This window comes from Mucilaginibacter sp. RCC_168 (assembly GCF_041355315.1).
In the GTDB taxonomy this organism is placed as follows: domain Bacteria; phylum Bacteroidota; class Bacteroidia; order Sphingobacteriales; family Sphingobacteriaceae; genus Mucilaginibacter.
The window spans coordinates 141,026-166,450 of sequence record NZ_JBFUPN010000010.1 but is presented as its reverse complement, the minus strand read 5'-3'; the positions used below and the strand labels follow the sequence as shown (position 1 = coordinate 166,450).

The following is a 25,425-nucleotide window of genomic DNA, read 5'->3' as shown; positions in this document are numbered from 1 at the left end:
TATTTTGGTTTGTAATACGCAATGTTTATAGTACTGCAATTATATATCTTTTATTTTATCACACTGTATAGTAAAACGCGACTAAAAATTCACCACAGACCAGTAAGCGTTTTTACGTTGCCGGTTTTCGTCAAACAATAAGGGATAGGCTTTGATAATCTGGCGTGATGTATTTGAGCCTGCTGCCGCTCCGCCCATTAATCCGCCACCTCTTCCGTCCAACCAGCTATATCTGTCAGACACATTCCAGAAAGTAACATTTGTTATAAACTTTTTATATTGCCTGAAAATATCGAACACCATTTTGTATTGCGCTATTTGCCTGGCTTCCAATTCTGGCGTATAACCCTGGCCAGCACCTTGCGGCGTTGTTCCGGGCGAAGGTGTTGATTGTGGTAGGCGTACAGTAATATCCAATTCGGTAAATTGTACCTTTAAACCTAACGAAGTTACTTCGTCCAAAGCCTTACGCAATTCATCGGGCGATGGGTCATTCAACTTCCAGTGCGCCTGCATGCCCACCCCATCAATCGGCACGCGGTCTTCAATCAATTTTTTTAACAATTTATATATTTTTTCTCTCTTTACCGGATGTTCACTGTTATAATCATTGTAGTATAGCTTAGCCTGCGGATCGGCTTCATGCGCATATCTAAAGGCGGCGGCTATAAAGTCGGGACCATTGCATATGTTGTACCAGTTGCTTTTACGATATACCTGCGTTGTATCATTGCTGTCATCAACTGCCTCGTTAACCACATCCCAGGCATAAATTTTCCCCTTGTACCTCCCTGCTACAGCAAAAATATGATCCTTCAAACGCTTTAGCAGCAATTCTTTGGTAACCGGCTCTCCGTTTGGCCCCTTAAACATCCATGCAGCTTCCTGATTGTGCCAACATAAGTTGTGCCCTCGTATTTTAATATGATGGCTCGCTGCAAAATCAACAATTTTGTCTGCATTTGCCCAATGATAAATACTTTCCGACGGATGTATCAGTCCCATCTTCATATCATTCTCGGGCGTTATACTGTTAAATTCTTTGATAATTAATGCAGAATCAGGGCCATGTAAGGAAGCCATGCTAACCGCTACGCCAATTGGAAAATAGTTTTTATAATAATCTTTTAAACCCTTATCCGGATGACCGGCTATTGTACCTGTCTGGGATGATGAAGCCACCTGATGTTTTGGTGTACATTGAACAAACAATAAAATAATAAAAGCAATTACCGGGAGCGGGATGCCCCGAACATTTTTTTTATTGACAGTCGAAAAGTTCATAGATCGTTAATGTTTTTATTGAAAATCTTATTGTGTTTACATCGTTAAGCATTGCACATCTTTAACTGGTTAAAGTTTAGTGGTTTTCTTTATGCTTGTAACCCAACAAGGAAAGCATCGCATCGCCGTATCGTTTTCCTAATAACCTGTACCCATCGGCAGTAAAATGCAAATGATCGGAGGAGCAGGCGCAACCTGCTGAAGAAATAACGTATGAATTAGCAACTGTTTGAGGTAAAGTTGCAATAATTTTATTCATCATAGCGCAAACACCGCCCTGGTCTGCATTTACTACCTCGCCTGCAAGTAAAGGCACTTTTTTAGGTTTCAGGTTTAAATCCCTGATCAGATTATCATAAATTCCCTTTACTTTTTTTGTCCATAGCGTATCGTTTGTGTTCGATTCTCCCTGGTGTAATAAAACACCTTTAATTATGCCTGACTTTTGAGCTAATCTGGCCAGCTCTATCAACCTTGCGTATGGATTTCCGCCATATTCAGCAACTATACCTTTCATCCAGCCGGGAGCCGTTGCAAGATATGATTGATAACTATCCTTTTCAAAAACTTCGATTTTGGCACCGGCCACAGAAACATTTATTATACCTACCCTTATTTTTTCAGGTAAGTTAGCCACCAAAGTCCGGCCGAAATAATCTGCCGGAGTTAAGCCCGTCTTGCACCTCGTCAATGGCGGTACGGCTGTGTACCAATTATCTTTTACCCGACCTCTGTCTGCACAATCGACAGCCTGCAGCATCCGGAACCTGCTATCAACGGCAGTAGTATCCTCGGCTTCAATTTTTGCATTACCTTCCATATTTGATTGGCCAAAGCAAATAAATATGTAAAAGTTCTTGTCTTGTGAAAAACTTTTCAGGCTCAACAATGTGAAGCATGCCACTGCCATGAATCTAAGCTTCATTTTCATGCTTGAACTCAATTTTTGAATATCAGGCTTGCAAACTGGTTTAAGGAGCGCCTCCATGATTGCCACTCGTGTGCAGTTCCCGGCGATTCGTAAAATACCTGCTTAATGCCTGCTTTTTCAAGCGCCTCATGAAATCCTTTTACAGTGGTTTGCATTCTTTCGGGTTCGGTAGTTCCGACACTTAAATAAAGCACTTTAACCTTTTTGTTAAAAGCATTTGCATCGGCAAATACACCATTGTACATTTTAGTTATATCAGTTCCCGGCTGCATAAAGCCCGCGCCGCTAAAACCTCCCACATAGGCAAACTTGTCAAGGTTGGTCATGGTAGTCTGAAAAGTTTGAAACCCTCCCATTGAAAGCCCTGCCATAGCGCGGTGGTCGCGATCGGCAAGCGTTCTGAATTTTGCGTCAATCATCGGTATAATTTCCTTTACAAGCACATCCGGAAAAACATTGCCTGCCATGCTCATTCCCCGGGGCGTGCTGGTTACAGGTTGTGTTGGATCTGTAGCATACCCCCTATCCATAACAACTATCATAGGCGTTGCCTGTTTCATGGCAAACAGGTTGTCCATTATAAAATTCATTTTACCTTGTACAGGCCAGCCGGTTTCGTCTTCGCCTGAACCATGCTGTAAGTAAAGTACAGGATATCTCTTTTCGGTTTGTATATCATAGCCGGGGGGCGTGTATACGTTTGCCCGTCTCCATGCCTTTGTTATGCTGGAGTAGTAATTTACTGAACGCACCTCACCGTGAGGCACATCCTTAACAGCATAAAAATCACCCTCCGGATCAGGGATATCGATACCGCTTGCCATTCTCCCCATACCGTAAAAAGTTTGACTGGCCGGGTCGACAACAGATACACCATCAATTATCAATGAATAGTAATGGAATCCTAATGCAATTGGGTCGGTAGTTACTGTCCAATACCCCCCGGTGTCTTTAGTCATTGGGTATTTTTTCAGCAAGTCAATCTGAATGCTCTTTGCCTCCGGTGCTTTTACACGAAAAAAAACTGTATTGTCTGGAAATATTTGCGGGTACTTTACCCCCGGAATATTAGTAGACGCCGGTATACCCACTTCGTTATAAGAATATTGGGGAAATGTTGAAACATTTACGGGCTTAAAAATCAGTTGTGAAAACATATATAAGCCGTTTTTCCAAACCTTAAAGTTATGAACACCAGGTTCTATATAATAGATATGCGGTACGTTTTTTTCTACCAGGTAATCATGAGTTCGTTTGCTGAATGCAATTAACCCATCGCTTGATCCACAGGATATCCAAAGTAACTTCAGTTTACTTTTTGCCGCATCGGGGTTAGGAACCAATTCTTCGGGTTTTTTAGTATTGGGTGCTGCGGAGAAACTACCAACCCATGAAAATACATCAAGGTTTCCCAGGCCGAAATTTAATGATTGCCCCCCTCCCATTGAAAGGCCGGCCACTGCCCTGTGATCCTTATCAGTATATACGCGGTATTTACTATCAATAAATGGTATCAGATCGTTCAGCAAATCTTTTTCAAAAACGGCAAATCCCTGCACCTTATCGGGTGCCATAATATTTCCAGTAGCACGGTCGTCCTTTATAGCCCTGCCATTCGGCAACACTACTATCATGGGTACAATTTTACCGTCCGCATATAGGTTATCCAATATCACCTGGGGGCTGGCACCGTTATACCATTCTTTTTCATCGCCACCAATACCATGCAAAAGATACAATACAGGGTATTTTTTACTTTTAGAATATCCGGGAGGCGTGTAAATAAGCGCACGGCGGGTATTGCCTACGGTTTTTGATTGATAAGTAATGGTGTCAATTTTGCCATGTGGAATATCTGCACGAAATACATCAAAACCTGCTCGTGCCTGGTGAATTACATCTTGTGAATAAGCTGGTATGTTAAACAAAAGAAAGGCGCTTGCCGCAAACAAAATTTGTTTAATATGTTGTAGTCTGTTCATTGTTAATATTGTTGATAGGTAAATAAATTGTCAATTGGTTTGTGGTTTTATAAGCTGGTATTTGCCGCTTAGGTGCATCAGGCTGAATAAATATAACAAGCCGTCATAATATGGATCGAAATATCCATCTGCATACGGCTCAAGCTTAGCGTTCCAAAGAGGTCGAACAAAATCGAATTTTGTATTATCGGTGATCATGAGCGAGGCCGCCGCAGAGGTGGCCACCAATCCCAATGAATGCCTTAACTTCCTAACTCCTCCTGCGGGTAGAATAAAGGCAGGCGTAGATCCATCTGTATTAAACTGATCCTCAAAATCATTTATTCCCTTTGATCGTAAAAAGTTTTGAAGACGCTTTGCATAATTTTGCTGCCACTTTTTGTCCTTGCCAAACCACACATAATCCATTGCAATATTCATGGGCACGCGCCAGGAGTCGAAACGAAAAGCTGGCGGCAACCGGCTCCCTCCGAGTGCCTTACCATTAAAATGAGTATTGTCAGGATTAAGTGCTGTAACAGGGTCGCAGGCCCTGTGTAAAAACACTCTTGCGGTGTCTGCACAATCCCGGTAAAATTGTTCATGGCCGTCTTTTGCATAAAGCGCCCATACCTCGTAAAATGCAGGTAAATCATAGGATGGATCTGTCCATTCATACCCGGCGCCTTCGGGCACAAAGGAAATTTGTTTCGCCGCAAGGTTTATTAAAGGATGAACGTTCCCGGTACCATCTTTTTTCCACATCGCATCCAGTATTATCCTGGCCTCGTCATAATAATTAATGCCTGTGTTATTTCCCCACCGGTTAGAGGCAAAAAGAAGGTCGGTGATATAGTATAATTCTCCGTCAGATGCCGAACCTTCCGAATTATGTTTCATCGTTTGAGGATTAATGCTCCAGGCAAAATATCCTTTGCTTGGCCCGTCCTGGTGTTGAAGATATTTTTTTGACCACCGCCATATACGGTCAAAAACATCTTTTTTATTAAGCTGCACAGCTATCATCATACCATATGAAAGACCCTCTGTTCTGGCATCGTGATTTTTTACATCAGACACATATGCCATTGAATCGCCTACCTCGAAATAAACCTTGTTGGGGCCTTCAAACACATCATGGTAAGCTTTCGCCACTTTAATATTTATATCCCTTTTGCTATATCCCGCTTCATGAAAAAGATCAGGATAAATGCCGGAAGCGAAAGCGCCTTTAACCGGCATTTTTTTTAAAGCTTTCTGACTTTGACTATTTGCCCAGGCAGGCAGCAAGGCAACTATTACATACAATAACACTATTTTTTTCATACTCAAATTGTGGTTTAATAAAGATTAACTCGCCCGCCGAATGTTTTAAAACCGCTGTCTGTTTCGTTTAGGGGTATTGTGGCCATCAAGCTTTTCAGAAATTTCACTTATTCGTTTAAATTGTTTTCTGTATTATTCTACCCAACCGCCGCATGAACGTCGATTTAGTTGCCTTCCAATGCCACATACTCCAACAATTGTTCATTAAATTTTGACCAAAAGTATTTTGTAAATAGAACTTGGCGTGCCACAAATGTTGAAGAAATCAACACTTTGGTTGAAATGGAGAGCTTAAAACATTGGACTGGTAACATTATTATTACGCAATCGATTGTTTATTATCAATTTATCGCTTAAATTTACATTGTGCGATTTTACTTAATGCTTGAATCCGCACCGTTATAAACCTCATTTTTCGAAAATTTATTTTATCAGTACACTTATCTGTTAACAAGCGGATGTGTGTACAATTTTTAAAAAGTAATGGCATCTGATATGTTAAATACTCCCTTATCATTTAAGCGAACTACGGTTACCTGGTTGTTTTTAATTATATTAACGATATCACTCAGTATCACTATTCCATGTAGCGGGCAGGCCATCCGATTTACTGTAATGACATCTCACGACGGTTTGCTCTCGAATACGATTAATGCGATCATAAAGGACCGTTACGGATTTTTATGGTTTGCAACCGCCGATGGGCTTGACAGATTTGACGGTATGGAGCATAAGACATATCGTTTTGATCCGGCAGACAAATCAGGCTATCACTCTAAAGAAGTGAGCAGCATGTATGAGGATGAAGCAGGGCAGTTTTGGGTAGCTACAATGGGGGGCGGCTTATACTATCTCGACCGCTCTCAGGACCAATTTCGGCCCTATCAGGAGCGTTCCGCAGATGGACGTCTTGCAAACAGCTATATAAAATCTATCTACGGTGATAACCATGGCCGCCTTTGGATTGGTATGATAGAAGGCCTGTGCGTACTTGACCCCAAAACAAAAAAAGAAATATTTTACAAGACCGACGAACACAAACCCGGGCAACTCCGTTCGGGTATCATATTATCCATCTTCAGAGATAGCCAGAGCCGAATGTGGATTGGTACGGATAAAGGCCTCTATCTTTATAATGAGGGCTCAAACAACTTTATTGCCTTTAAACATAAAAACAACGACCCCTTAAGTATCCCAAATGAGGGAATAAATACCATAGCTGAATGCCAGCACAGGTTATGGATAGGAACTAATGATGGACTAAGCTGTTTGTCGCCTGATTTAAAAACTTTTAGAAATTTCAAATACCAACCCAGTGATGATAGTACAATAAGCGGCAACCTTATTTATAGCATAGCCGCAAACGGTAATAAAATTTGGGTAGGCACCGAAGGCGGTTTGAATATTTTAGATCCGGTATCTGGAAAGGCAAAACGCTATAATCACGACGACAGGGATAAATTCAGCGTAAGCAGCAAATCTATCCGTTGCATTTATAATGATCCTCAGGGAATTTATTGGCTTGGCACTTACCAGGGAGGTGTGGATAAGTATGACAGAAACCTTACCCTATTTAATTCAAAGCAAAATAATGCTTATGATCCTGCCGGACTAAGCGCCCCTTTCGTTTCATCATTTGCCGAGAACAAGGATGGCGATCTGTTTGTTGGAACAGATGGCGGAGGCTTGAATCTTTTTCATATCAAAAGCGGTTTGTTCAGCCATATTGCTATAAAATCTAAAACGAAAAGTAATTCTGCCGGCCTTCCTATATTAAGTATGATGCTTGACCGCAATCAACAACTTTGGATCGGCACTTTTCAGCATGGCCTGTTCATTTACAATACAAAAACTGGCGAGTACCAACAATTAAATGCCGGAAAAGATGACGCACATATAAACCACAACGAAATTTTTTGTTTGAAGGAAAGCAGCAAGGGCAGGATCTGGATAGGAACCAATGGCGGTGGAATTAATGTGTTTGACCCTGATAAAAAAACCTTTTTAAAGTACGTATCAACTCCAACCTCACCCGGCGAAAGGCAGCTGCCTGTTAATGGTTTTATCAGAGCTATTGAAGAGGATGATAAGGGAAATATCTGGATTGGCACCTATGGCAGTGGAATAGCCGTTTTAAATCCTGCAACTCAAAAGTTCCGGGTGTATAATGATAAGAATACCGGAATGGCGATTGATCGCACATTTTCGCTGTTGCAGGACCATAATGGCAATATGTGGATTGGCACTGCCGGGGATGGGCTATATTGTTTTAATCACAACCAAAAAAAATTGGTTAATTATTCCGCACCAGATGAACTGCCAGACGGGGTAGTGCACAAACTGCTGGAGGACTATAGCGGCAATATATGGCTAAGTACTGACAAAGGAATATGTATGCTTAATGCGGCATCAAAAAAGTTCACTCATTATTCTTCCTGCAATGGGTTGCAAAATGACGCGTTCATTGATGGATCAGGCCTCCGGTCAACTAAAGGCCTGCTTTTCTTTGGCGGGGCCAAGGGCTTTAATTACATTGATCCGCAACAGGATGTAAAAAGTAACAACAATGCCCCTCCGGTATTTTTAACCACCCTTAAAGTAAATAATAACATAATATTATCTGGCAGTAACTCGCCACTTAAGCAAGATATTTCGGTAGCGAAGCAGATTGACCTGAATTACAAGGAAAATTTTTCAATCAGTTATTCTGCAATTAATTTTACGCTTCCCCAGCGGAACAGGTACGCCTACATTCTTAAATCGTTCAATAAAAGCTGGAATTATGTAGGTTCGGCTACAACTGCGTATTATACCAATTTAGACCCGGGAGAATACCTGTTTGTAGTGCGGGCTTGCAATAACGATGGAATATGGAACAACGTGGGTGCACAAATCCGCATCGTGATTCATCCCCCGATATGGATGACCTGGTACGCCTATTTGCTATATGCACTGATAGCTGTGGGCGCGCTTCTGTTCATCCGCCATCGGGGTATAAAAAAATTAAAAAGCAAACTTGCGCTTGAACAGGAAAGAAAGGAAGCGGAACGACTACATGAACTTGACTTACTTAAGATTAAATTTCTTACCAACCTTAGTCATGAATTCCGCACACCAATCTCACTGATCATGGCACCTGCAGATAAGTTATTAACAGAACACAAGGACGAGCAAACCATAGGCCAATTGGCAGTGATACGGCGAAATGCACGGCGGTTGTTGAATTTGGTGAATCAACTTTTAGATTTCCGCAAATTAGAAGAGCAAGAATTAAAGCTTAGCCTAACAGAAGGTGAAATAATTTCATTCATAAGTGACGTTGTAGATTCTTTTCATGATTTGTCAGAATCGAGAAACATCACTTTTAATTATAAGGCCCCTCAGGAAAAATTGTTCGTACGGTTTGATCATGACAAGGTAGAGCGTATTTTATTTAACCTGCTCTCCAACGCTTTCAAATTTACATTACCCGGAGGGAGTGTTTCTGTAAATATTACCAGGCATCCCACATCCAACATAGATAAAACGGTGTTGGAATTTAAAATAACTGACACCGGTATTGGCATTGACCCGGAGAGAAAACATTTAATATTTAAACGGTTTTATCAGGCAGGGGATCCTAATATAGTAAACGTAAATCCTGGAAGCGGAATCGGTCTTTCTATCACTAAAGAGTTTATTGAAATGCACGGTGGCAGCATTACTGTTGAAAGTGAATTAGGAAAAGGTTCAGATTTCACTGTGTTAATTCCTCTTGAAGTTTTTGCTAACCGGTCAATGGAAATTCAGCTGCCGGTTAAAACAGATGTTGAAGAAAAGAATATCCATATTAAAAGAAATATTGCGCAGACAATTACAGACATGCCGGTGCTGCTTATTGTGGAAGATAACGATGAATTTCGTTATTATGTTAAAGATAGTTTAATGACCCAATATAAAATTGTTGAGGCTTCAAATGGCATAGAGGGTTGGGATAAAACGCTATCATGCCATCCAGATTTGATTATTAGCGATATAACTATGCCATTTATGAATGGCATTACGCTGAGCAGGAAAATAAAAGCCGATAAACGTACCAGCCACATTCCATTGATCATGCTTACCGCCTGCACAGGCGAAGATGAGCAGCTGAGAGGACTCGAATCAGGAGCAAACGATTATTTGACCAAACCCTTTAATTTTGAAATTTTAAATATCAAGATCAAAAATCTTTTACATCTCAATGCCATGCTTAAAAACACCTATAAAAAGCAATTAAAAGTTATTCATGCGGACATGGAGGTGGCGTCGAGCGGAGAGAAATTTTTAAAAAGGGTAGTGAATTACATAGACAACAACTTAAATAATCCAAAATTTTCCGTTGTAGATCTCAGCGAACATTTGGCGATGAGCCGGGGAGCACTTTACACCAAAATATTTGAGCTTACCGGTCTTCCCCCCGTTGAATTTATCCGCTCATATAAACTCGACCGGGCCGCAATATTGCTTCTGAAGAGTGATATGACTGTTACACAAATAGCCTATGAAGCGGGTTTTGCTACACCGCATTATTTTTCCCGATCGTTTAAAGAGAAGTTTAATATGCTTCCATCCGATTATAGAAAAGCGGAGAATAGTAGTGTGATGGCATAGAAAAGTGTTTTTAAACAATTTATAATTACGCTTCTTTATGCCAGGCAGATCAGCGAGTGTTCTTTTAAGGTGAAGAGGGTAGCAATAACTTTATAGCCTTTAATACCGAGTTAAAGGTGAAGTGGTGTTAATTCCAAATAGAATAAATCTTATACCCTTATTTGATTTTGAGGGTGCGGTCAAGTCGCTCAATGGCAAACACTTACTACGGGTAATTTCTTGATCGGCTACCTGAAATGGAGTTAAGTTTTTTAGAATCGGAAGTAGAAAATAAGATGTGCTTTTTGAAAAACCTGCCAAAGTGTGCCGAATCTTTAAAACTCAAATAATAAGGCATATTTTACTTTGTTGTAAAGTTTTATTCAAGGGCTAATTATAATAATCTTATTGCTTAGCCAAAGTTCTGGCTTAAACGTTGCAATAATTTATTATACAATTCCCTGTGTGGCAATACCTAAAAAAATTAACTTTATGAACAATCTTAAACCAAACTATGAAGATCTTAACAGAACCTATTGGGAGCATTCCCCGTCCCGCCTATTTGCAGCAGGCTATGACTGCCTTTGGGGCCGGACAAATTAAAGCTGAAGAATTAAACAAATTATTTGACCAGGCTACTCAGGAAACGATCAAAGAACTGGAAACCACGGGTTCGCCTATAATTTCTGATGGTGAACAGTCTAAACCAAGCTTTGTTACTTATCCTTTGCAAGGTTTTAAAAGTTTTGCTCCCGATGGTGTGATCATTCCTTTTGCCGACGGCCATATCCGGCAATTACCTAAACTTACCGCCGGGCCCTTTCATTATACTACCTTTGCTAATTCATACCTGCAAAAAGCCAAACAATTTTCGTCCCTTCCTATAAAACAAGCGGTTATTTCCTGCTCGGCCATGAGCTTGCTTTATCCGCAGGATGGTATTGATGGCTATTCGCGTGAACAATTTTTAACACACCTGGTCAATGACGCGGCCTATGATATCAGAACGTGTTTGAACAATGGGGCGTACAATGTGCAAATTGATTTTACAGAGGCACGTTTGGCTATAAAGTTAGATCCAAGCAAGCATCTGCTCTCGGCGTTTATTGATCTAAACAACCAGGTGCTTGATAAATTTACCCCCGAAGAGCAAAAACGAATAGGCATTCATACTTGTCCTGGTGGCGATCATGATTCTACCCACAGCGCTGATATTCCTTATACCGAACTGCTTCCTCTGTTATTTAAATTACACGCTGGTAATTTTTACCTGGAATATGCTGCCGAAAAGGATAAGAAAACCGTTCTTGAATCGATAAAAGCCAATCTGAAACCAAATCAACGCGTATTTTTAGGGGTCACCAATGTGCTTGATCCAAAGGTAGAAACAGCGGAGCAGATCAGCGACCTGATCCTTGAAGCCACGCAAATAATTCCTGTTCAGCAATTGGGCACTACCGATGATTGTGGTTTTTCACCTTTTGGTGATGATACTTCTACCGCAAGAGACATCGCATTTTCAAAGATCCGAGCCCGGGTAAACGGCACCCGATTAGCCGAGAAAATACTTTCTAATTGAAAACTACAGTAAGCCTTCCTCAAAAATTTTATTGAACCAATAAGAGCCCGGATAAAACCTGGGCTTTTATTGTTATGGTGAATAGGGCAGCTAATTTTGTACCGTAACTGTTGGATTCCAGTAGTAATAGCCAAACAATACCGGATCCGCAAAATCGGTTTGGCGAACGTATAATGCAAACTGAACAGTATAGTATTCTGTTCCGGTATTGATCACATTAGCCTGGTTAAACCAAAAATTCTGTGTGGAAAAATCTACCGGTAACGTAGCGCAATCAATGGGTAAAATACCTTGCCGGGTATAAACACTAAAAGTTAAATTATTAAATACGGTTGTCCCCCCAAACTGGCTTAAGTTGTAAATTACTACTGCAGAGTCGAAATTGCTATTTTCAGAAACAGCATGCCATCGAATTATGTCTCCAACATTGGCCTTTATGGTCAGGTTTGCCGTTCCTGAACCGGTAATAACATCACTCCTGGTGGCAACCATGTACATATAATTATGTGGCAAACCGGTTGGATTGGCGGGATCTTTACTTGGATTTGGATAATCAGTAGTGATCGCATCGGTATCAATAACGATCTGGATATTGATTATTTCCTGTGAGGAAGAAAGAAGCTCATTATAAATTGCCACAATAGTACGGTTAAAAACGCAGGTGTTTTTTTAAGCTTAACAGGAGAAAAGACTGCGTCTTCACGACCTATTTTTCTTATTCCCTGTGCTGCACAAACCTGGCATTAAATATCCAACCCGTTTAGCGTATAAATACCGTATGAAAAAAATGAGTATTTATACGTTCAAACACTTTGATTTATAAAAGCAATTGCACCGATATTTAATATTGCATAAACCGTTATTAATGACATGGGATACTTTTGCGTTAAGCTGATCAAACCCAATTTGTACAAAATGGCCCGCCTGTTCAGGGATTATCATTAAATTACATATTTTCATGGCAGGTAAAATGTTAAGTATGAAAACAGGAAGCCTTTAAGCAATATGCTACCGATATCCCTATAGGGTGTATAGGCAAACCCGATGAGGTAGCCAACGTGATCCTGTTTTTAGCAGGTAACGAATACATGACCGGCAAAGTAGTAAGCTGCGACGGAGGCATGGCTTAAATTAATATAAAGCACAGTATGTCGCGAAACTATCTTTAAAAGTCGTGTTCACCCCCAGCGCTCTCAGGACCAACACATTAACTTTGTATTATCAATTTAAATAATACAATATGAGCACTTTAAATAAACAATTTACAGCAACGCTGTTGAAAAGCCCTAATAAAGGGGGCTGGACTTATTTGATCTGGCCGGATTCGGTTAGCTTTTTTGGCACCCGTGGCCTGGTAAAAATTAAAGCCACGGTTGATGGGCATCCTTTCCAAAGCTCGTTTATGGCCCTGGGCGATGGTACACATAAATTACCCATCAAAGCCGACCTACGTAAACTTATAGGTAAAAATGCAGGTGATACGGTATCGATTAGCTTGCTGGAGCGTATTTAATCATTACACATAATTTTTTAATCCGACATTTTCATACCGGATTTTTTTATTGCCTGATCGCAATTTCAATTGTAACCAGAAACAAACGTTTGCGTGGAAATAAACTGTTTATCATGCTTCCTGCGCCCCTAATTTTTCAATAAACATCTTGCTTAAATTGACAGTTTAAAAGCATTTTACTAATTTTAATGATTACTAAAACTGATAATGACCGGAAAACCAGCCACCATAAAAGAAATAGCTAAAATTCTTAATGTTTCTGTATCAACAGTTTCAAGAGCCTTGCACAAACATCCTACTATTGGTATTACTACCCAATTGAAGGTGCAGGCACTGGCCGAAAAACTGGGTTACGAGCCTAATCAAAATGCTATATCTTTTCAAAAAGGAAAAACCTATACCATCGGTGTTATTATTCCTGAGCTGTCTGAAGCTTTCTTCTCGGCAGCTATCAGCGCTATTGAGGATACTGCCTACAAAAGAAACTATACAGTTTTGATAGCCCAATCACATGACAACGAGGAAAAGGATATACAGCTGGTTGAAAAAATGAAAAACTCCCGTGTTGATGGTCTGCTGATATCGGTGGCTAAATCAACTTCGTCATTTGCTCATTTTGACATGCTGAAGCGCTTTAATATCCCCGTTGTATTTTTCGATCGTATCCCTCCGCTTAAAAACATCCATTATGTGGCCTGCAATATGGAAACCGGCAGCATTGAAGCTGTAAACTACTTATTGCAAAAAGGCCACCGCAGTATCGGTCTTATTAACGGACCGGCTACGCTGGCGGCCAGCGGCGAGCGCAAGGAAGGCTATATTAAAGCCATGACAAAGAACAGGTTAAAGTTTGACCCCTCATTAATAGTAGGCTGCAACTTAACCGAAGAAGGCACACAGGCTGCCCTGGATAGTTTACTTGCGCACAAACGCCGACCTACGGCTATTGTTACCTTTAATGATTATGTGTCTTTATACGCCATAAAACATGCCCGTGCAATTGGTATCAACCTGGATAAAGACCTGCAATTTGTAAGTTACGCCAATTTGCCCATCATCAATTATATGGATTATGCCCCAGTGGCTTCGGTTGAACAGTTCCCCTACCTCCAGGGACAAAAAGCTGCCGATATTTTATTAGATCTTCTTTCCCGCAAAGAGCAATCGCCAGACGAAGTGCAGGCTTATTACAACGTCATTGTTGAGTCGCAGCTGATAGAAAACAAACCCAAAAAACAGCCATTGAAATTGTGAATTTTACACTATTCAAATCGGGCACTGATTTTGAACTTATCTTGATGGATTGTCAATTAAAAAAACAGGCAAACGTTTGCGTGAAAAATTTAGCGGTTTATTAATTAGGTTTGGTTTAAGCATTCAAAAAACCTTAAAAAACTTAGTAAATGTTTGATGTTATCCTAAAATCCTTTGGCCTTATCGCACACGATTATCATATTGAAAAATTTGGCGAAGGATTGATCAACCGAACCTGGAAAATGACCGGTTTTAAAAACGATAACGAGTTTATATTGCAACAGATCAATAAAAACGTTTTTAAAACACCAGAACATATAGCCGAAAACACCAACAAAATAGACGATTATCTATCAAAGCGTTATCCCGATTATTTGTTTGTAGCATCCTTGCCTACCACAACCGGCGATTACATGGTTAAATATACCGATAACGAATACTATCGCCTGTTTCCGTTTATCAAAAACTCCATTACCTTAAACACGGTACAAACCCGCGACGAGGCTTTTGAGGCAGCACGTCAGTTTGCCAAATTCACCAATTTGCTGGCTGGCTTTAATGTAAGTGGCCTGCATTACACCCTGGCTGGCTTCCATGACCTGTCTGGCCGGTTTGAGACTTTTAAACGGGTAGTAAAAAATGCCGGAGTTGAACGGTTAGCTGAAGCCCGGGACACTGTTGACCGGGCTTTCCATCACCGGGATATTGCCGATATGCACCAATCCATCATGCACGATCAGTTGATTCCTTTACGCGTTGTTCACCATGATACCAAGATTAGTAACATTTTGTTTGATGCCGACCATAAAGGCCTCTGTGTCATAGATCTGGATACCGTGATGCCGGGTTACTATATCAGCGATGTGGGCGATATGATGCGTACTTACCTCTCCCCTGCCAATGAGGAAGAACAGGACCTTTCTCTTATCCATGTGCGCGAAGATTTTTTCGCGGCTATTGTAGAAGGCTACCTGTCTGAAATGAATACCAACTTAACCGAAGGTGAGCGGGATCTGTTTGTGTATTCCGGCAAATTTATGATCTATATGCAGGCCATCCGCTTTCTGACCGATTATCTGAACAATGATATTTACTATGGCTCCAGCTATCCCGGACACAACCTGCTGAGGGCCCGTAACCAGTTTACCCTTTTAGAAAAATATATAGCCTGCGAAGATAAATTTATGCAGTTGGTCTCGGCCCCACAAAGTCAGACCAAATGATGTGAAAAAACTTTTTAAACCTTAAATTTTAACACTTCTCTGGCCAAAAACCGGGTAAAAACGGCCTAAAATTTGTTCAAAAACCCTCATTTTAACACTTTTTAACAAATTTCATCACGGTTTTGACGTGTTTTGAAAAGTTTAAAAAGTATTAATTTATTGACTATCAAATAACACATACCAAACGGCCAATTTTTGTTCCCCTTTGGTTCTTTAAGCAAACAGCCCGCTCCTCTGGCAAAAGAGAGCGGGCTGTTTGGCTTTCCATAAATATACGAAATTTTGCAGGATAATCAAATTCGTATTGCAAATGACGCACGGAGAATTTTTCTCCCATTGTCTGTGTTCCCACAGGCAATTATTGCAACTATCAGGCCGTGGTGATCAATTGTATTTCAGGCAAAATCAATAATTCAATAAATCACTAATTCAATAATTAATTATATCATCAGCAACAGGTGTTTGATCATATCAACGGTCATGGCTTCCAGATTAAACCTGGGCTGCCAGCCCCAGTCTTTTTGAGCTTCGGTGTCGTCAATTGATCGCGGCCAGCTGTCGGCTATTTGTTGGCGCAGGTCGTTTTTGAGATAGCTGATGGAAAAGCCCGGAATGTGTTCGCTGATTTCGGCTGCCAGCTCCGCTGGGGTACAGCTAAAACCACCCAGATTATACGAACGGAATACTTTTAGTTTCTCCAGCGGGGTTTGCATCAGCTCGATGGTACCACGGATAGCATCGTCCATATACATCATGGGCAAACACGTACCGGCCGAAAGGAAGCATTGGTAGCTTTCGGTGGCTATGGCATCGTGAAATATCTGTACCGCATAGTCGGTAGTGCCGCCGCCGGGCGCGGCTTTCCAGCTAATGAGGCCGGGATAACGGATACTGCGTACATCCAGGCCATATTTCTTGCGGTAATAATTGCACCAGTTTTCGCCGGCCAGTTTACTGAAGCCATAAACCGTTTGCGGATCCTTTTCGCCAAACTGCGGGGTATCATCCTTGGCCGAACCCGGACCAAATACCGCGATAGAACTGGGCCAGAAAACCTTTTCGACCCGGTAAGCTACCGACAGATCAAGCACATTAAGCAGGCCGTTGATGTTAAGATCCCAGGCATAGCGGGGCTTGGTTTCGCCGGTGGCAGATAACAATGCGGCCAGCAGGTATATCTGTTTGATGCGATACCGCTCAAAAATGATTTTAAGCCGCTCTATATCATTAACATCGGCCTGTACAAACAAGTCGCCCTTCAGCTGCTTACGTGGTCTTATATCGCAGCTAATGACCTGGTACGCGGGCCAGGTTTCCTTTAAGGCGTCAATCAGTTCGGTGCCAATTTGCCCGTTTGAGCCTATTACTAAAATACTATCCATATCCGGTTTAAAAACCGAAATTAGATATCATTAACCGAAAAAGAGGCTTATGAAGCCCTTAACTTCTACACAAACGTTTGATAATGACGGCATCATCTTTATTTTCTTTTGTCATTCCTGATGAACGAAGGATCTTCTTCAGTATACCAATCACCTCACAGATGCTTCAATCATTCAGCATGACAAATTTATTTTGTTTCCTATACTACCGCGGGCTTCCAGCTCTTGGACCACATGGTTTCAGCTTTCAGCTCAACAAAAAAGCCGAGGACTTTAACCATACCACTCACGAGATACGCTATCGCTAATCTCTCGGGAGCGAGGCTGTTTATGAATTCGCTATCTTTATCCATAGAGTTTGTTAAACTCATCCATAATATCTTTTGTTATCTTACTTGAGACTTTTGCAAAAGACTCCAATATGAAAATATTTCTTATTCTTATAAGGCCTAAACTGCCTGCCATGATAACATCCTGTGTCTGCAGAAATTTGAAATTCTTATGCTGTTCAAGTGGCTTATTGAGATCTTTCTGCATAATGCCCCCATTATGTACCAATAAATTTCTTACATCTTGATACTGCGATATTTTATCCCAGGGAGATTTTGAGCGATCTGCTGAGGAAAGGTTACCTGTGAGGTGTAAATAATTGATATATTGGTTTAAAACTCCCCGTCCGCTATGCTCAAGACTAATCTTATTATTTGGCAATTGTTCAATTTTTTTTGCAGCTTTCAATAAATAATGTTCAAATGATGAATACATAGTGATATACAATGCATTAAGAAACAACCATGATATATTATTCAGACGGCTTCCTTCTTCTAACCAGTCCGAATTGCCAGTTTCATCAACAAGCTTTGCGGCAAAGTCTTCGTTTTGCTTTTCAAAAGATTTGAGGTTGTCCTTTGCCAAAGTGAGGTATGAGCTAAGGTTACGAACATATAGCTTGTCGCTTAAATTCAGATCGAATTTCATGAAGGTTTTTTAGATTGAATTTGGTGCAATAAGTATTGTACTAACAAATCTATAATAAGTAAACGATTTTATGACCTATTACCCCAACTGATATCTGTTATTTATTTCAATAGCTCTTTTAACTCCAAATCCCCATCATCCAATAATTCAAAAGCCGTATTTCCATCACAATTGGGGATAGTTTTATCGGCGTCAGCCTGAACCAGGATCCTGACGCATTCCAAATAATTGGATGAAGTGGTTGCGCCTCCGTTCTTTAATCCATGAACAGCCCAAAAGAGCGGTGTGGCTTTAAAATCGATACATATTTTATTAATTTCTGCCCCCTGCTGTACCAGTTTTTCAACTACTTTATCCCTTCCGCACCAGGCTGCCCAGTGTAAGGCAGTACCGCCATGACAGCCGGCGTGATTTAAATCGGCGCCGTTTTCGATGTATAAAAGCGCAACCTGATCGGCATGCAGGCTTGCCGCGGCTGTAAGTGGTGTATCCTGTTTTTCTACCAATCTGTTACCATTGACATTTGCCCCGTGCGCTAAAAATATCCGGGCCATTTTTACGGCTTCGGCATCGGTATACGTTCCGGAAAACACCCCATCGCAGAGCCGGTGCAGCGGATGAGCCTTAGTGGTGTTCACACTATCATACGGAAGGCCTTCATTAGCCAAACTTGGATTATTTGAAAGGGTCTGCTCAATGCCCTGGTAATCTTTATTGTCAATAAGTGTTTTCATTTAGTATCAAGTAGATAGTATCCAGTATCACGACTTTTTATGTTGAATTTAGCTATTTATTTATAAAAATAACAACAAAAAACGGGCATCATGCTGACACCCGTTTCATAAATTTTAACTATACAAATAAAGTTGTCATCCTGAACGTAGCGAAGGATCTTCTTCAACAATGTCTGTTGTACAATAGGTGCTTCAACCGTTCACCCGCCAGTTCAAGTGTCTACGCTTACATCCACAGTAATAAAAATAAGCGTTGACGCTTATTTAAACATCCATCAAGCGTGGACGCTTGATGGGGCGATGTCTTGATTCCTGATTCTAACCTCTTAATTCTATAGCTTACTCCAAAGTCGTTTTGCCCCTGATGGTTTTGGCTTCGTTCTGGTGGAAATCAAATACGATAATTTCATTGCTTCCTTTTTTGAGCCATGATGCCGGGCAGTACAACCTTTGCTGCGGACCGGTGTTCCAGTACCTGCCCAGGTTATGCCCGTTAACGTAAATAATACCTTTGGCATAATTACTCAGGTCGAAAAACGTGTCGCCGGTTTCCCGTAGGTCAAACGCTCCTTTAAAGAACATGCCTTTAGCATCAGCTTCGGCTTTTGCGGGTTTCAGTGTTTTGATGAAAGCTTCGGTCATGGGTAAAGGGTAGATCTGCCAGTCCATCAGGGTCATGCCATTGAGGGTTACCCGATCGGTGATGCCTTTACGATCGATGATGTACTGGGCAAAGTTGATGTGGCCCATGCCTTCTACCAAAATATCCAGTACCGGGTCTTTACTGCTGCTTTCGGGGATCTTGATATTCCATTTGCCGCCGTCGCGGTAAACGGTATCAATCAGTTTACCATCAACAAAAACCATAGCATAATCATGCGGTTCGGTAATGGTAAGGGTACCTTTTTTATGACCGATGAGCTTGGTACGGTAAAGCATCAGACCCTGGTTTTGGTCGTAATACTCCATTGGCTGCGGTTGCGGCGACAGGAAGGGTTTGGGCAGCTGCTGCCAGATACTGGTGAGCGGCGCTAAAGTAATAGCCGGTATGCTGATAGGTTTAGCGGCCTGCGGCACCGCCGGGATCTTGTATTTTACATATTTGCTGATGAGGTTGCGCAGCATATAGTATTTGGGTGTTGCCTGTCCCTGCTCGCTAATGGGCGCATCGTAATCATAACTGGTGAGATCGGGCTGGTATTGGGTAGCCGAAAAAGCGTTGGCACCCGCGGTAAAGCCAAAATTGGTACCGCCATGTATCACATACAGGTTAAATGATTTATGTTTCTCCAACAGGTAGGTAATTTCTTTCTTGAGACCATTGGTATCGGGTTTGGCAAATTTCTCTTTCCAGTGGGTTAACCAGCCGGGATAAGTTTCGCTGCTGAATGATGGTACATTGGGGTTACGTTTAGTGGCCTGGGCAAAATCCTCGTCGCTGCTGCCGCTGTCCAGGCCGATAGCCGCGCCGTCGATATTACCGGCTTCCAGCATGTAAGGTGTAGCGCCATCGGCAGTATAAAAGGGTACAGTAATACCATTTTGCAACCATAGTTTGCGCAGGGCTTCCAGGTAGGTTTTATCGTTAGCATAACTACCATACTCGTTCTCGATCTGCGACATGATGATAGGGCCGCCATTGGTACATTGCAGGGATTTAACCTCAGCGGCCAGGCGGGCTACATAACGGCTAACCGCATTCATGTAGCGGCTATCCATACAGCGCACTTTAATATCGGGAATTTTTAACAGCCATGAGGGCAATCCGCCAAAATCCCATTCGGCACAAACATACGGACCGGGACGCAGCAATACCCACATGCCTTCTTCCTTACAAATGCGGATGAATTCGGCAATATCATGATTGCCCGTTTTAAAGTCAAAAACACCCGGGGTAGCCTCATGATAGTTCCAGAATATGTACGCGGCGATGGTATTGCAACCCATGGCCTTGGTCATGCGGATACGGTCGCGCCAGTACTCGCGCGGAATCCGGGCCGGGTGCATTTCACCGCTGATAATCTGGAAAGGTTTGCCATCCAGCAGAAATTCATTTTTACTGAGGCTGAAAATATGCTTGTCCTGCGCGAAACATAGCACAGGTAATAAAAAGAGTAAGGGTAAAAGGTATTTTTTCACGGTCTATTTTATTTTAGTATCAAGTAGTTAGTATCAAGTATCATGACTTTTTTCTTTCTTTTTTAACATCAAGTAGACAAGGTATCTTGATACTTGACACTAACTACTTGATACAAATCTCACGGTAATTTATTAAAATCTATACTGGGGTGAACGCCTGATTGCGGGCGGCTAAGATCGCTTCTTAAGGTCGAAAAATCATTAAAAAAACCACAATTTCTGAGATAAAAATGATCGCCCTGTACACCGCCGCCATAATCCTTTCTGTATTTGATATTTGCGGTGGCATCGCCGGTAAAAAGAGCCTTGGTGAGCGGGTACCATTTGCCTGCGGTATCTACCAGCCAGCCATTGCCAAAGTTTACCCGGCGCTCGGTAGTACCCATCTCCGGATCAAAATTTTCCAGGAACGAATACAATCCTTTTAAATAAAAGCCCGACATGGGTCGTTTAAAACTGGCCACCAACTGCCAGCCGCTTTGATCGGCGGGTTTAAAGTACGCCGTAAATATGGTGATTTTAGCCGCGGCGTCGGCCTGAGCATGGATCAAAAAGGCGTAGGTTTTGCCCGCTACCCAGGGATAGTTCATGTAGCTTTGACCGCCCGAACCTTCGCCGCCAAACTCCCCGCCGTGTACGCCCGCTCCTTTCTTTAACAGGTGGATCTTTAAACTATCGGGGATACTTTTAGGATCATCGGTATTGTACGGGCTCCAGATAGAAAACAGTACATGGCGCTCGGTAGGTGAATTTACCTGCATACCGAAATAGCCGCCGGTAAAACCATTGGCCATAAAGTACGAACCCAGCACATCGTTGCCTACGGGTACAGTCACTTCATTATAGAACCATTCGGCAGTAGTTTTGGCTTCATCGGGCAGTGGATAATTAAGGTGAACCGACGGCCCCCTGCGTCCCCAGTGGAAATAGTTGCCATGATTATCTTTGGTATACTCAGCGCCATTGGCAGTAGCCCGACCACTCAGCAACAGATCGCTCACTTGCGCGAATACATTGCCGCTCTTTTTTAAACCCTGCAATTTTATTTGCAGATAGCCAGGAGCTTTAATATGGGCAGTGCCAAAATCAACAACTGCGGTTTCATGATTGGATACCGTTTTGGTTAACACACTTTGCCCTGCCGATACTTTGATGGTGCTGCTACCCTCCGGCACTTGCAGCCTAAGCGCAATTTTCAGATCACCAGCTGCCTCCAGGCGCACGTATATGCTCACCACGTCGGTATTGCTGCTCCAGTTAATGAGGCCGGCGCTGTCAATGGCCGCCTGCCCGTTTTTGCTTAGCCAGGCGTTGCCGCCCAACGGTACTTTAAGCATACTGTCTACCGGGAGCGTGGTAGCTTGGCTGCTCAATTGCAGTAGTGCAAAAGTCGCGCAGGCGTATAATATCCTGCTTATTTGTTTTTTATTAATCATATCGTTTATTTAATGATCAGCAACCAGCCTTTGGCTTTTTCAACCGGGATCTTATCATTCAAACCAAATGTTTTGGCTGGTTGGAATGTCCTGATCTCCGGTGCGGTGATTGTTGCCTTTGATGGGTCGATACCCAGTTTTTTCCAATCGATTTTTAGCTGGATCTCCGTATCTGTATCCGCCCAGCTGGCTATGGAAACCAGTACAGCGCCATCTTTTTTGTAGATAGTGGCCAATACTTTATCATGGTCGGTTTTTACGGGGTTATCATCAACCCAGTAACCTATCATTTTGGTGCCTTTGATGCCAAAATCATCCCAAACTTTCCATATCGGGCGTGGGTCGGCGCCATCGCTCCAGGGCATACGGTTGGTCATACCATAAACCATACCGCGCCATTTGTTACCGCCGCCTTGCAGCATTTCGCCCATCAAACCAAACGGGATACCGCTCACTTCGGTCAGGAAAAAATCAGGACTGTTCTTTTCATAATCAAAATACTCACCGAACCACAGCCGGTTGAGGTATGGAAAATGCTCCATGTACAGGTTGGCGCTGTTGTTAAAACCATCGCTTTTGTTGTACTGGTTGGCCGAGTGCAGATCGATAATACCAGGGTGGCCATCCTTAGTCAATACCCTTTTAACCCGTTTCATGGTTACACGGTCAAAAGCCACATCGTCCAGGTAGATACCGTCGATGCCCACGTTTTGAGTCAGCCAGTTCATACCCTCTACATAGTAATTGTGCCAGCGGTTCATACCGCTGTTGATGATGGCGGCATCCTTAATTTCGGGTACAAACCAGGCGGCAATATAATCATCGCCCACGTGTTCCTGCAGCCAGCTGAACCCGCCGCCTTTACCCGGCGAATAGATCTCGTGCCCCAGACTACGCAGAGCAAAGGTTTCATAAGCATGGTTGGATAGCTCGCGGATGGTATTATAGATCTTCACCTTTAAACCTGCAGCGTGTGCCGAATCATCATAAGCTTTCATGGCTTTCCAGGCGATGAACGGATAATTGATATTGGGGTTGATAGCCGTAGCATGATGAATATTGATCACCGTAGCGCCGGCCTGTTTAATGGTATCGATAGGCTTGTAGGCATGATAAAACCGGGTAGTCCACTGAAAATCGGTATTGATGGTATGGAAAGGTGTGATCAGCAGGTTGAAGTTATAATACAACACATCGCCTTTGCTCAGTTTGCGCTCGCCGCTGTAATTGTTAGCCAATACGGCTTTGCCATCGTCTTTTACGTTGATACCCCCTTTGTCGCCATTACCCCATGATGATGGCAGGATCAATGGTTTTTGCAGGTAGAAATTGGTATTGAGCGGACGAACATATTTTTCATCGCGCAGGGAATATTGCAAACCGGCGTTCACATTGCCTATCCAGGCGCCATCCTGATTTTTATGCGTTACATCCCATTTCCATTCAAAATTTTCGGGGCGATAGCCGCCTTTTTGACCCAGACCCATCATGTATTTGGCCACATCCCGTTTAAAGGGAATATGCATGGTAATGTCTTTAAAACTCACATCCTGCAGGGCTTTTACCTTAACAGTATAGGCTATAAAACCATCAAATTCCATGGAAGCGGTCACTTCCATCTGCAGACTATCGTTGGCACTGGTGGCCGTCCATTGTACCGTGCCGGGCTCCTGTTTGGTAAATTGCAGGCCCTGACTTTTTAGTTTAATATTTTTACCCGCGTTGTTCAGGAAATGAAAATGAATAGCCTCGGTCAGCAGATTATTGGGTGCATCGGCATATTCGGTCATTTCGGGCGTAAAGAAAGTTTGGATCTGTTTGGGGAAACCATCGGTATTCACTTCCACTTTTCTGCCTAACAGTTCAACCGTGTTATTTTTTACTACCAGTGGTTTGTATGGCGCTATCACTGTATTTTTCTGCGCCATGGTAGAGTTCAACCAGCCCAGGCGGGTCATTTTCCAGGGTTCGTCAACGCCGCCGTTTTTGGCCAATGCCGGGTTCACTTTCACCAACAATTGAATTCCTTTCGATGCTTTGCCGTTGATACTGATGGTAGCCTTGCCCGTATAAACAGCCGCAGAGGCACTTACAGGCACATCTATACCACACCATAAGGCCTGGATAGTTCCTGTAGCTACGCTTACCGTTTTCGTTAGCGGCGAACCATCATAGGCGGTACCCCCTGTATTGATACAGAACAAAGCCGAAGCCGGAATTTTTTTACCAGTCGTACTTTTCAGATCGCTGAAAGTAACTTTTACATCATCCAGGTTTTGCAGGGCGTATATACCCAACTGGAACGAGAAGTTTTCACCGCGCAGGGCTGAGGCGGTATATTTACTTTGCGGACCAAGTGCTATCCAACGCTGGGGAAGATCTTTGGTCATGCGGATGGAATTTAACCTATCCTCCGGAAAAACCAGGAACGATTCGTTTTTATGTTTGCTGATCAGCGCATCCGTTTCGTTTTTGGTGGCGATCACTTCCATGGGATAAAAGCTATTGAACGCATCTATCGATTGAAACTCCTTTACCGTGGCCGCAGGGATATTGGCGCCTAAACTGTTTAACCATGCAGGTGAAGCCGTGTTCTCTGGTTTCAAATAGATCCCCCTTGGATAATTGGACCGGCCCTCATTTTTATAAGGCATATAATATACAAAGTAAGTTCCCGCGCCCGATGTGGGCTCAAAAACCACTTCGCCGCTTTCGCGGGTAATGGCGTCCAGTTTTACGTTGGTTATTTTTTGCTTTGTTTTGGCATCTTCAATAATCACCCGTTTGTTTTCCGGGTCGTTATCCCTTCTTCTCCAGGGAATTATCGCTTTGGCTGCCTTGCCTGTGCCTGTAAAAGTTAAAACTACCCGGTGGTTCCCCAACGAATCGGGCAGCCAGCAGTTTTTACAATTGGTATAAGGTATTTTTTGAGCCTGCGCCGCAAAACCGGATAACAGAAAGAAGATAGCGAAAAACTGTTTTTTCATAATATGTATAAATCAGCAGATATAAAGTTAAAGGAGGGAGTTACCCCCTCCTAATGTAACTATAAATAAAATATCTGTTTGTTGTGC

17 protein-coding genes and 1 pseudogene are annotated in these 25,425 nt (G+C 42.4%); 6 read left to right on the top strand and 12 right to left on the bottom strand.

Annotated features, from left to right (window positions below):
* Positions 1-81 precede the first annotated feature (81 nt).
* The 5 genes from AB6735_RS11605 to AB6735_RS11585 form a co-directional block, all read right to left on the bottom strand.
* Positions 82-1,284, bottom strand: coding sequence for an endo-1,4-beta-xylanase (locus AB6735_RS11605; protein ID WP_370996090.1), 1,203 nt, complete (start codon positions 1,282-1,284; stop codon positions 82-84).
* A gap of 76 nt (positions 1,285-1,360) precedes the next feature.
* Complete coding sequence (locus AB6735_RS11600) at positions 1,361-2,194, bottom strand: sialate O-acetylesterase (RefSeq protein WP_370996119.1); 834 nt, start codon at positions 2,192-2,194, stop codon at positions 1,361-1,363.
* 29 nt (positions 2,195-2,223) lie between these two features.
* Positions 2,224-4,197: an alpha/beta hydrolase-fold protein gene (locus AB6735_RS11595; protein WP_370996089.1), complete on the bottom strand. Its 1,974-nt coding sequence runs from the start codon at positions 4,195-4,197 to the stop codon at positions 2,224-2,226.
* A 30-nt stretch (positions 4,198-4,227) separates the two neighbouring features.
* Positions 4,228-5,502, bottom strand: a complete 1,275-nt coding sequence (locus tag AB6735_RS11590; protein ID WP_370996088.1) for a glycosyl hydrolase family 8 — start codon at positions 5,500-5,502, stop codon at positions 4,228-4,230.
* 473 nt (positions 5,503-5,975) lie between these two features.
* Positions 5,976-6,104 (bottom strand): hypothetical protein, encoded by a 129-nt coding sequence (locus AB6735_RS11585; RefSeq protein ID WP_370996087.1) that lies wholly within the window; start codon positions 6,102-6,104, stop codon positions 5,976-5,978.
* 13 nt (positions 6,105-6,117) lie between these two features.
* On the opposite strand from AB6735_RS11585, the gene AB6735_RS11580 reads away from it, so the two are divergent.
* Together AB6735_RS11580 and AB6735_RS11575 are read left to right on the top strand one after the other, a co-directional pair.
* A complete protein-coding gene (locus AB6735_RS11580; protein WP_370996086.1) occupies positions 6,118-10,134 on the top strand; it encodes a two-component regulator propeller domain-containing protein in 4,017 nt (1,338 codons plus the stop codon).
* A 493-nt stretch (positions 10,135-10,627) separates the two neighbouring features.
* Complete coding sequence (locus AB6735_RS11575) at positions 10,628-11,692, top strand: cobalamin-independent methionine synthase II family protein (RefSeq protein WP_370996085.1); 1,065 nt, start codon at positions 10,628-10,630, stop codon at positions 11,690-11,692.
* Between the two features lie 90 nt (positions 11,693-11,782).
* On the opposite strand, the gene AB6735_RS11570 is transcribed toward AB6735_RS11575, so the two are convergent.
* Positions 11,783-12,331, bottom strand: coding sequence for an inclusion body family protein (locus AB6735_RS11570; protein ID WP_370996084.1), 549 nt, complete (start codon positions 12,329-12,331; stop codon positions 11,783-11,785).
* A 362-nt stretch (positions 12,332-12,693) separates the two neighbouring features.
* On the opposite strand from AB6735_RS11570, the pseudogene AB6735_RS11565 reads away from it, so the two are divergent.
* The 4 genes and pseudogenes from AB6735_RS11565 to AB6735_RS11550 all read left to right on the top strand — a co-directional run.
* Positions 12,694-12,822 (top strand): annotated as a pseudogene (locus AB6735_RS11565) (SDR family oxidoreductase); the annotation flags it as partial.
* A 110-nt stretch (positions 12,823-12,932) separates the two neighbouring features.
* Entirely contained in the window at positions 12,933-13,205 is a 273-nt protein-coding gene (locus AB6735_RS11560; protein ID WP_370996083.1) for a DUF1905 domain-containing protein, read from the top strand.
* Positions 13,206-13,412: 207 nt separating this feature from the next.
* A complete protein-coding gene (locus tag AB6735_RS11555) occupies positions 13,413-14,459 on the top strand; it encodes a LacI family DNA-binding transcriptional regulator (protein ID WP_370996082.1) in 1,047 nt (348 codons plus the stop codon).
* A 149-nt stretch (positions 14,460-14,608) separates the two neighbouring features.
* Complete coding sequence (locus tag AB6735_RS11550; protein WP_370996081.1) at positions 14,609-15,682, top strand: phosphotransferase enzyme family protein; 1,074 nt, start codon at positions 14,609-14,611, stop codon at positions 15,680-15,682.
* A gap of 440 nt (positions 15,683-16,122) precedes the next feature.
* Here the strand turns inward: AB6735_RS11550 and AB6735_RS11545 are convergent, their stop codons facing one another.
* The 6 genes from AB6735_RS11545 to AB6735_RS11520 all read right to left on the bottom strand — a co-directional run bounded on the left by AB6735_RS11545 (position 16,123) and on the right by AB6735_RS11520 (position 25,338).
* Positions 16,123-17,064 (bottom strand): NAD-dependent epimerase/dehydratase family protein, encoded by a 942-nt coding sequence (locus tag AB6735_RS11545; RefSeq protein ID WP_370996080.1) that lies wholly within the window; start codon positions 17,062-17,064, stop codon positions 16,123-16,125.
* A 345-nt stretch (positions 17,065-17,409) separates the two neighbouring features.
* Entirely contained in the window at positions 17,410-18,042 is a 633-nt protein-coding gene (locus AB6735_RS11540; protein ID WP_370996079.1) for a hypothetical protein, read from the bottom strand.
* Between the two features lie 101 nt (positions 18,043-18,143).
* Positions 18,144-18,776: an ankyrin repeat domain-containing protein gene (locus AB6735_RS11535; protein ID WP_370996078.1), complete on the bottom strand. Its 633-nt coding sequence runs from the start codon at positions 18,774-18,776 to the stop codon at positions 18,144-18,146.
* A 339-nt stretch (positions 18,777-19,115) separates the two neighbouring features.
* A complete protein-coding gene (locus tag AB6735_RS11530) occupies positions 19,116-20,915 on the bottom strand; it encodes a beta-galactosidase family protein (protein WP_370996077.1) in 1,800 nt (599 codons plus the stop codon).
* Positions 20,916-21,034: 119 nt separating this feature from the next.
* Positions 21,035-22,351 (bottom strand): DUF3472 domain-containing protein, encoded by a 1,317-nt coding sequence (locus tag AB6735_RS11525; RefSeq protein ID WP_370996076.1) that lies wholly within the window; start codon positions 22,349-22,351, stop codon positions 21,035-21,037.
* Positions 22,352-22,356: 5 nt separating this feature from the next.
* Positions 22,357-25,338, bottom strand: coding sequence for a glycoside hydrolase domain-containing protein (locus tag AB6735_RS11520; RefSeq protein WP_370996075.1), 2,982 nt, complete (start codon positions 25,336-25,338; stop codon positions 22,357-22,359).
* Between the last annotated feature and the right edge of the window lie 87 nt (positions 25,339-25,425).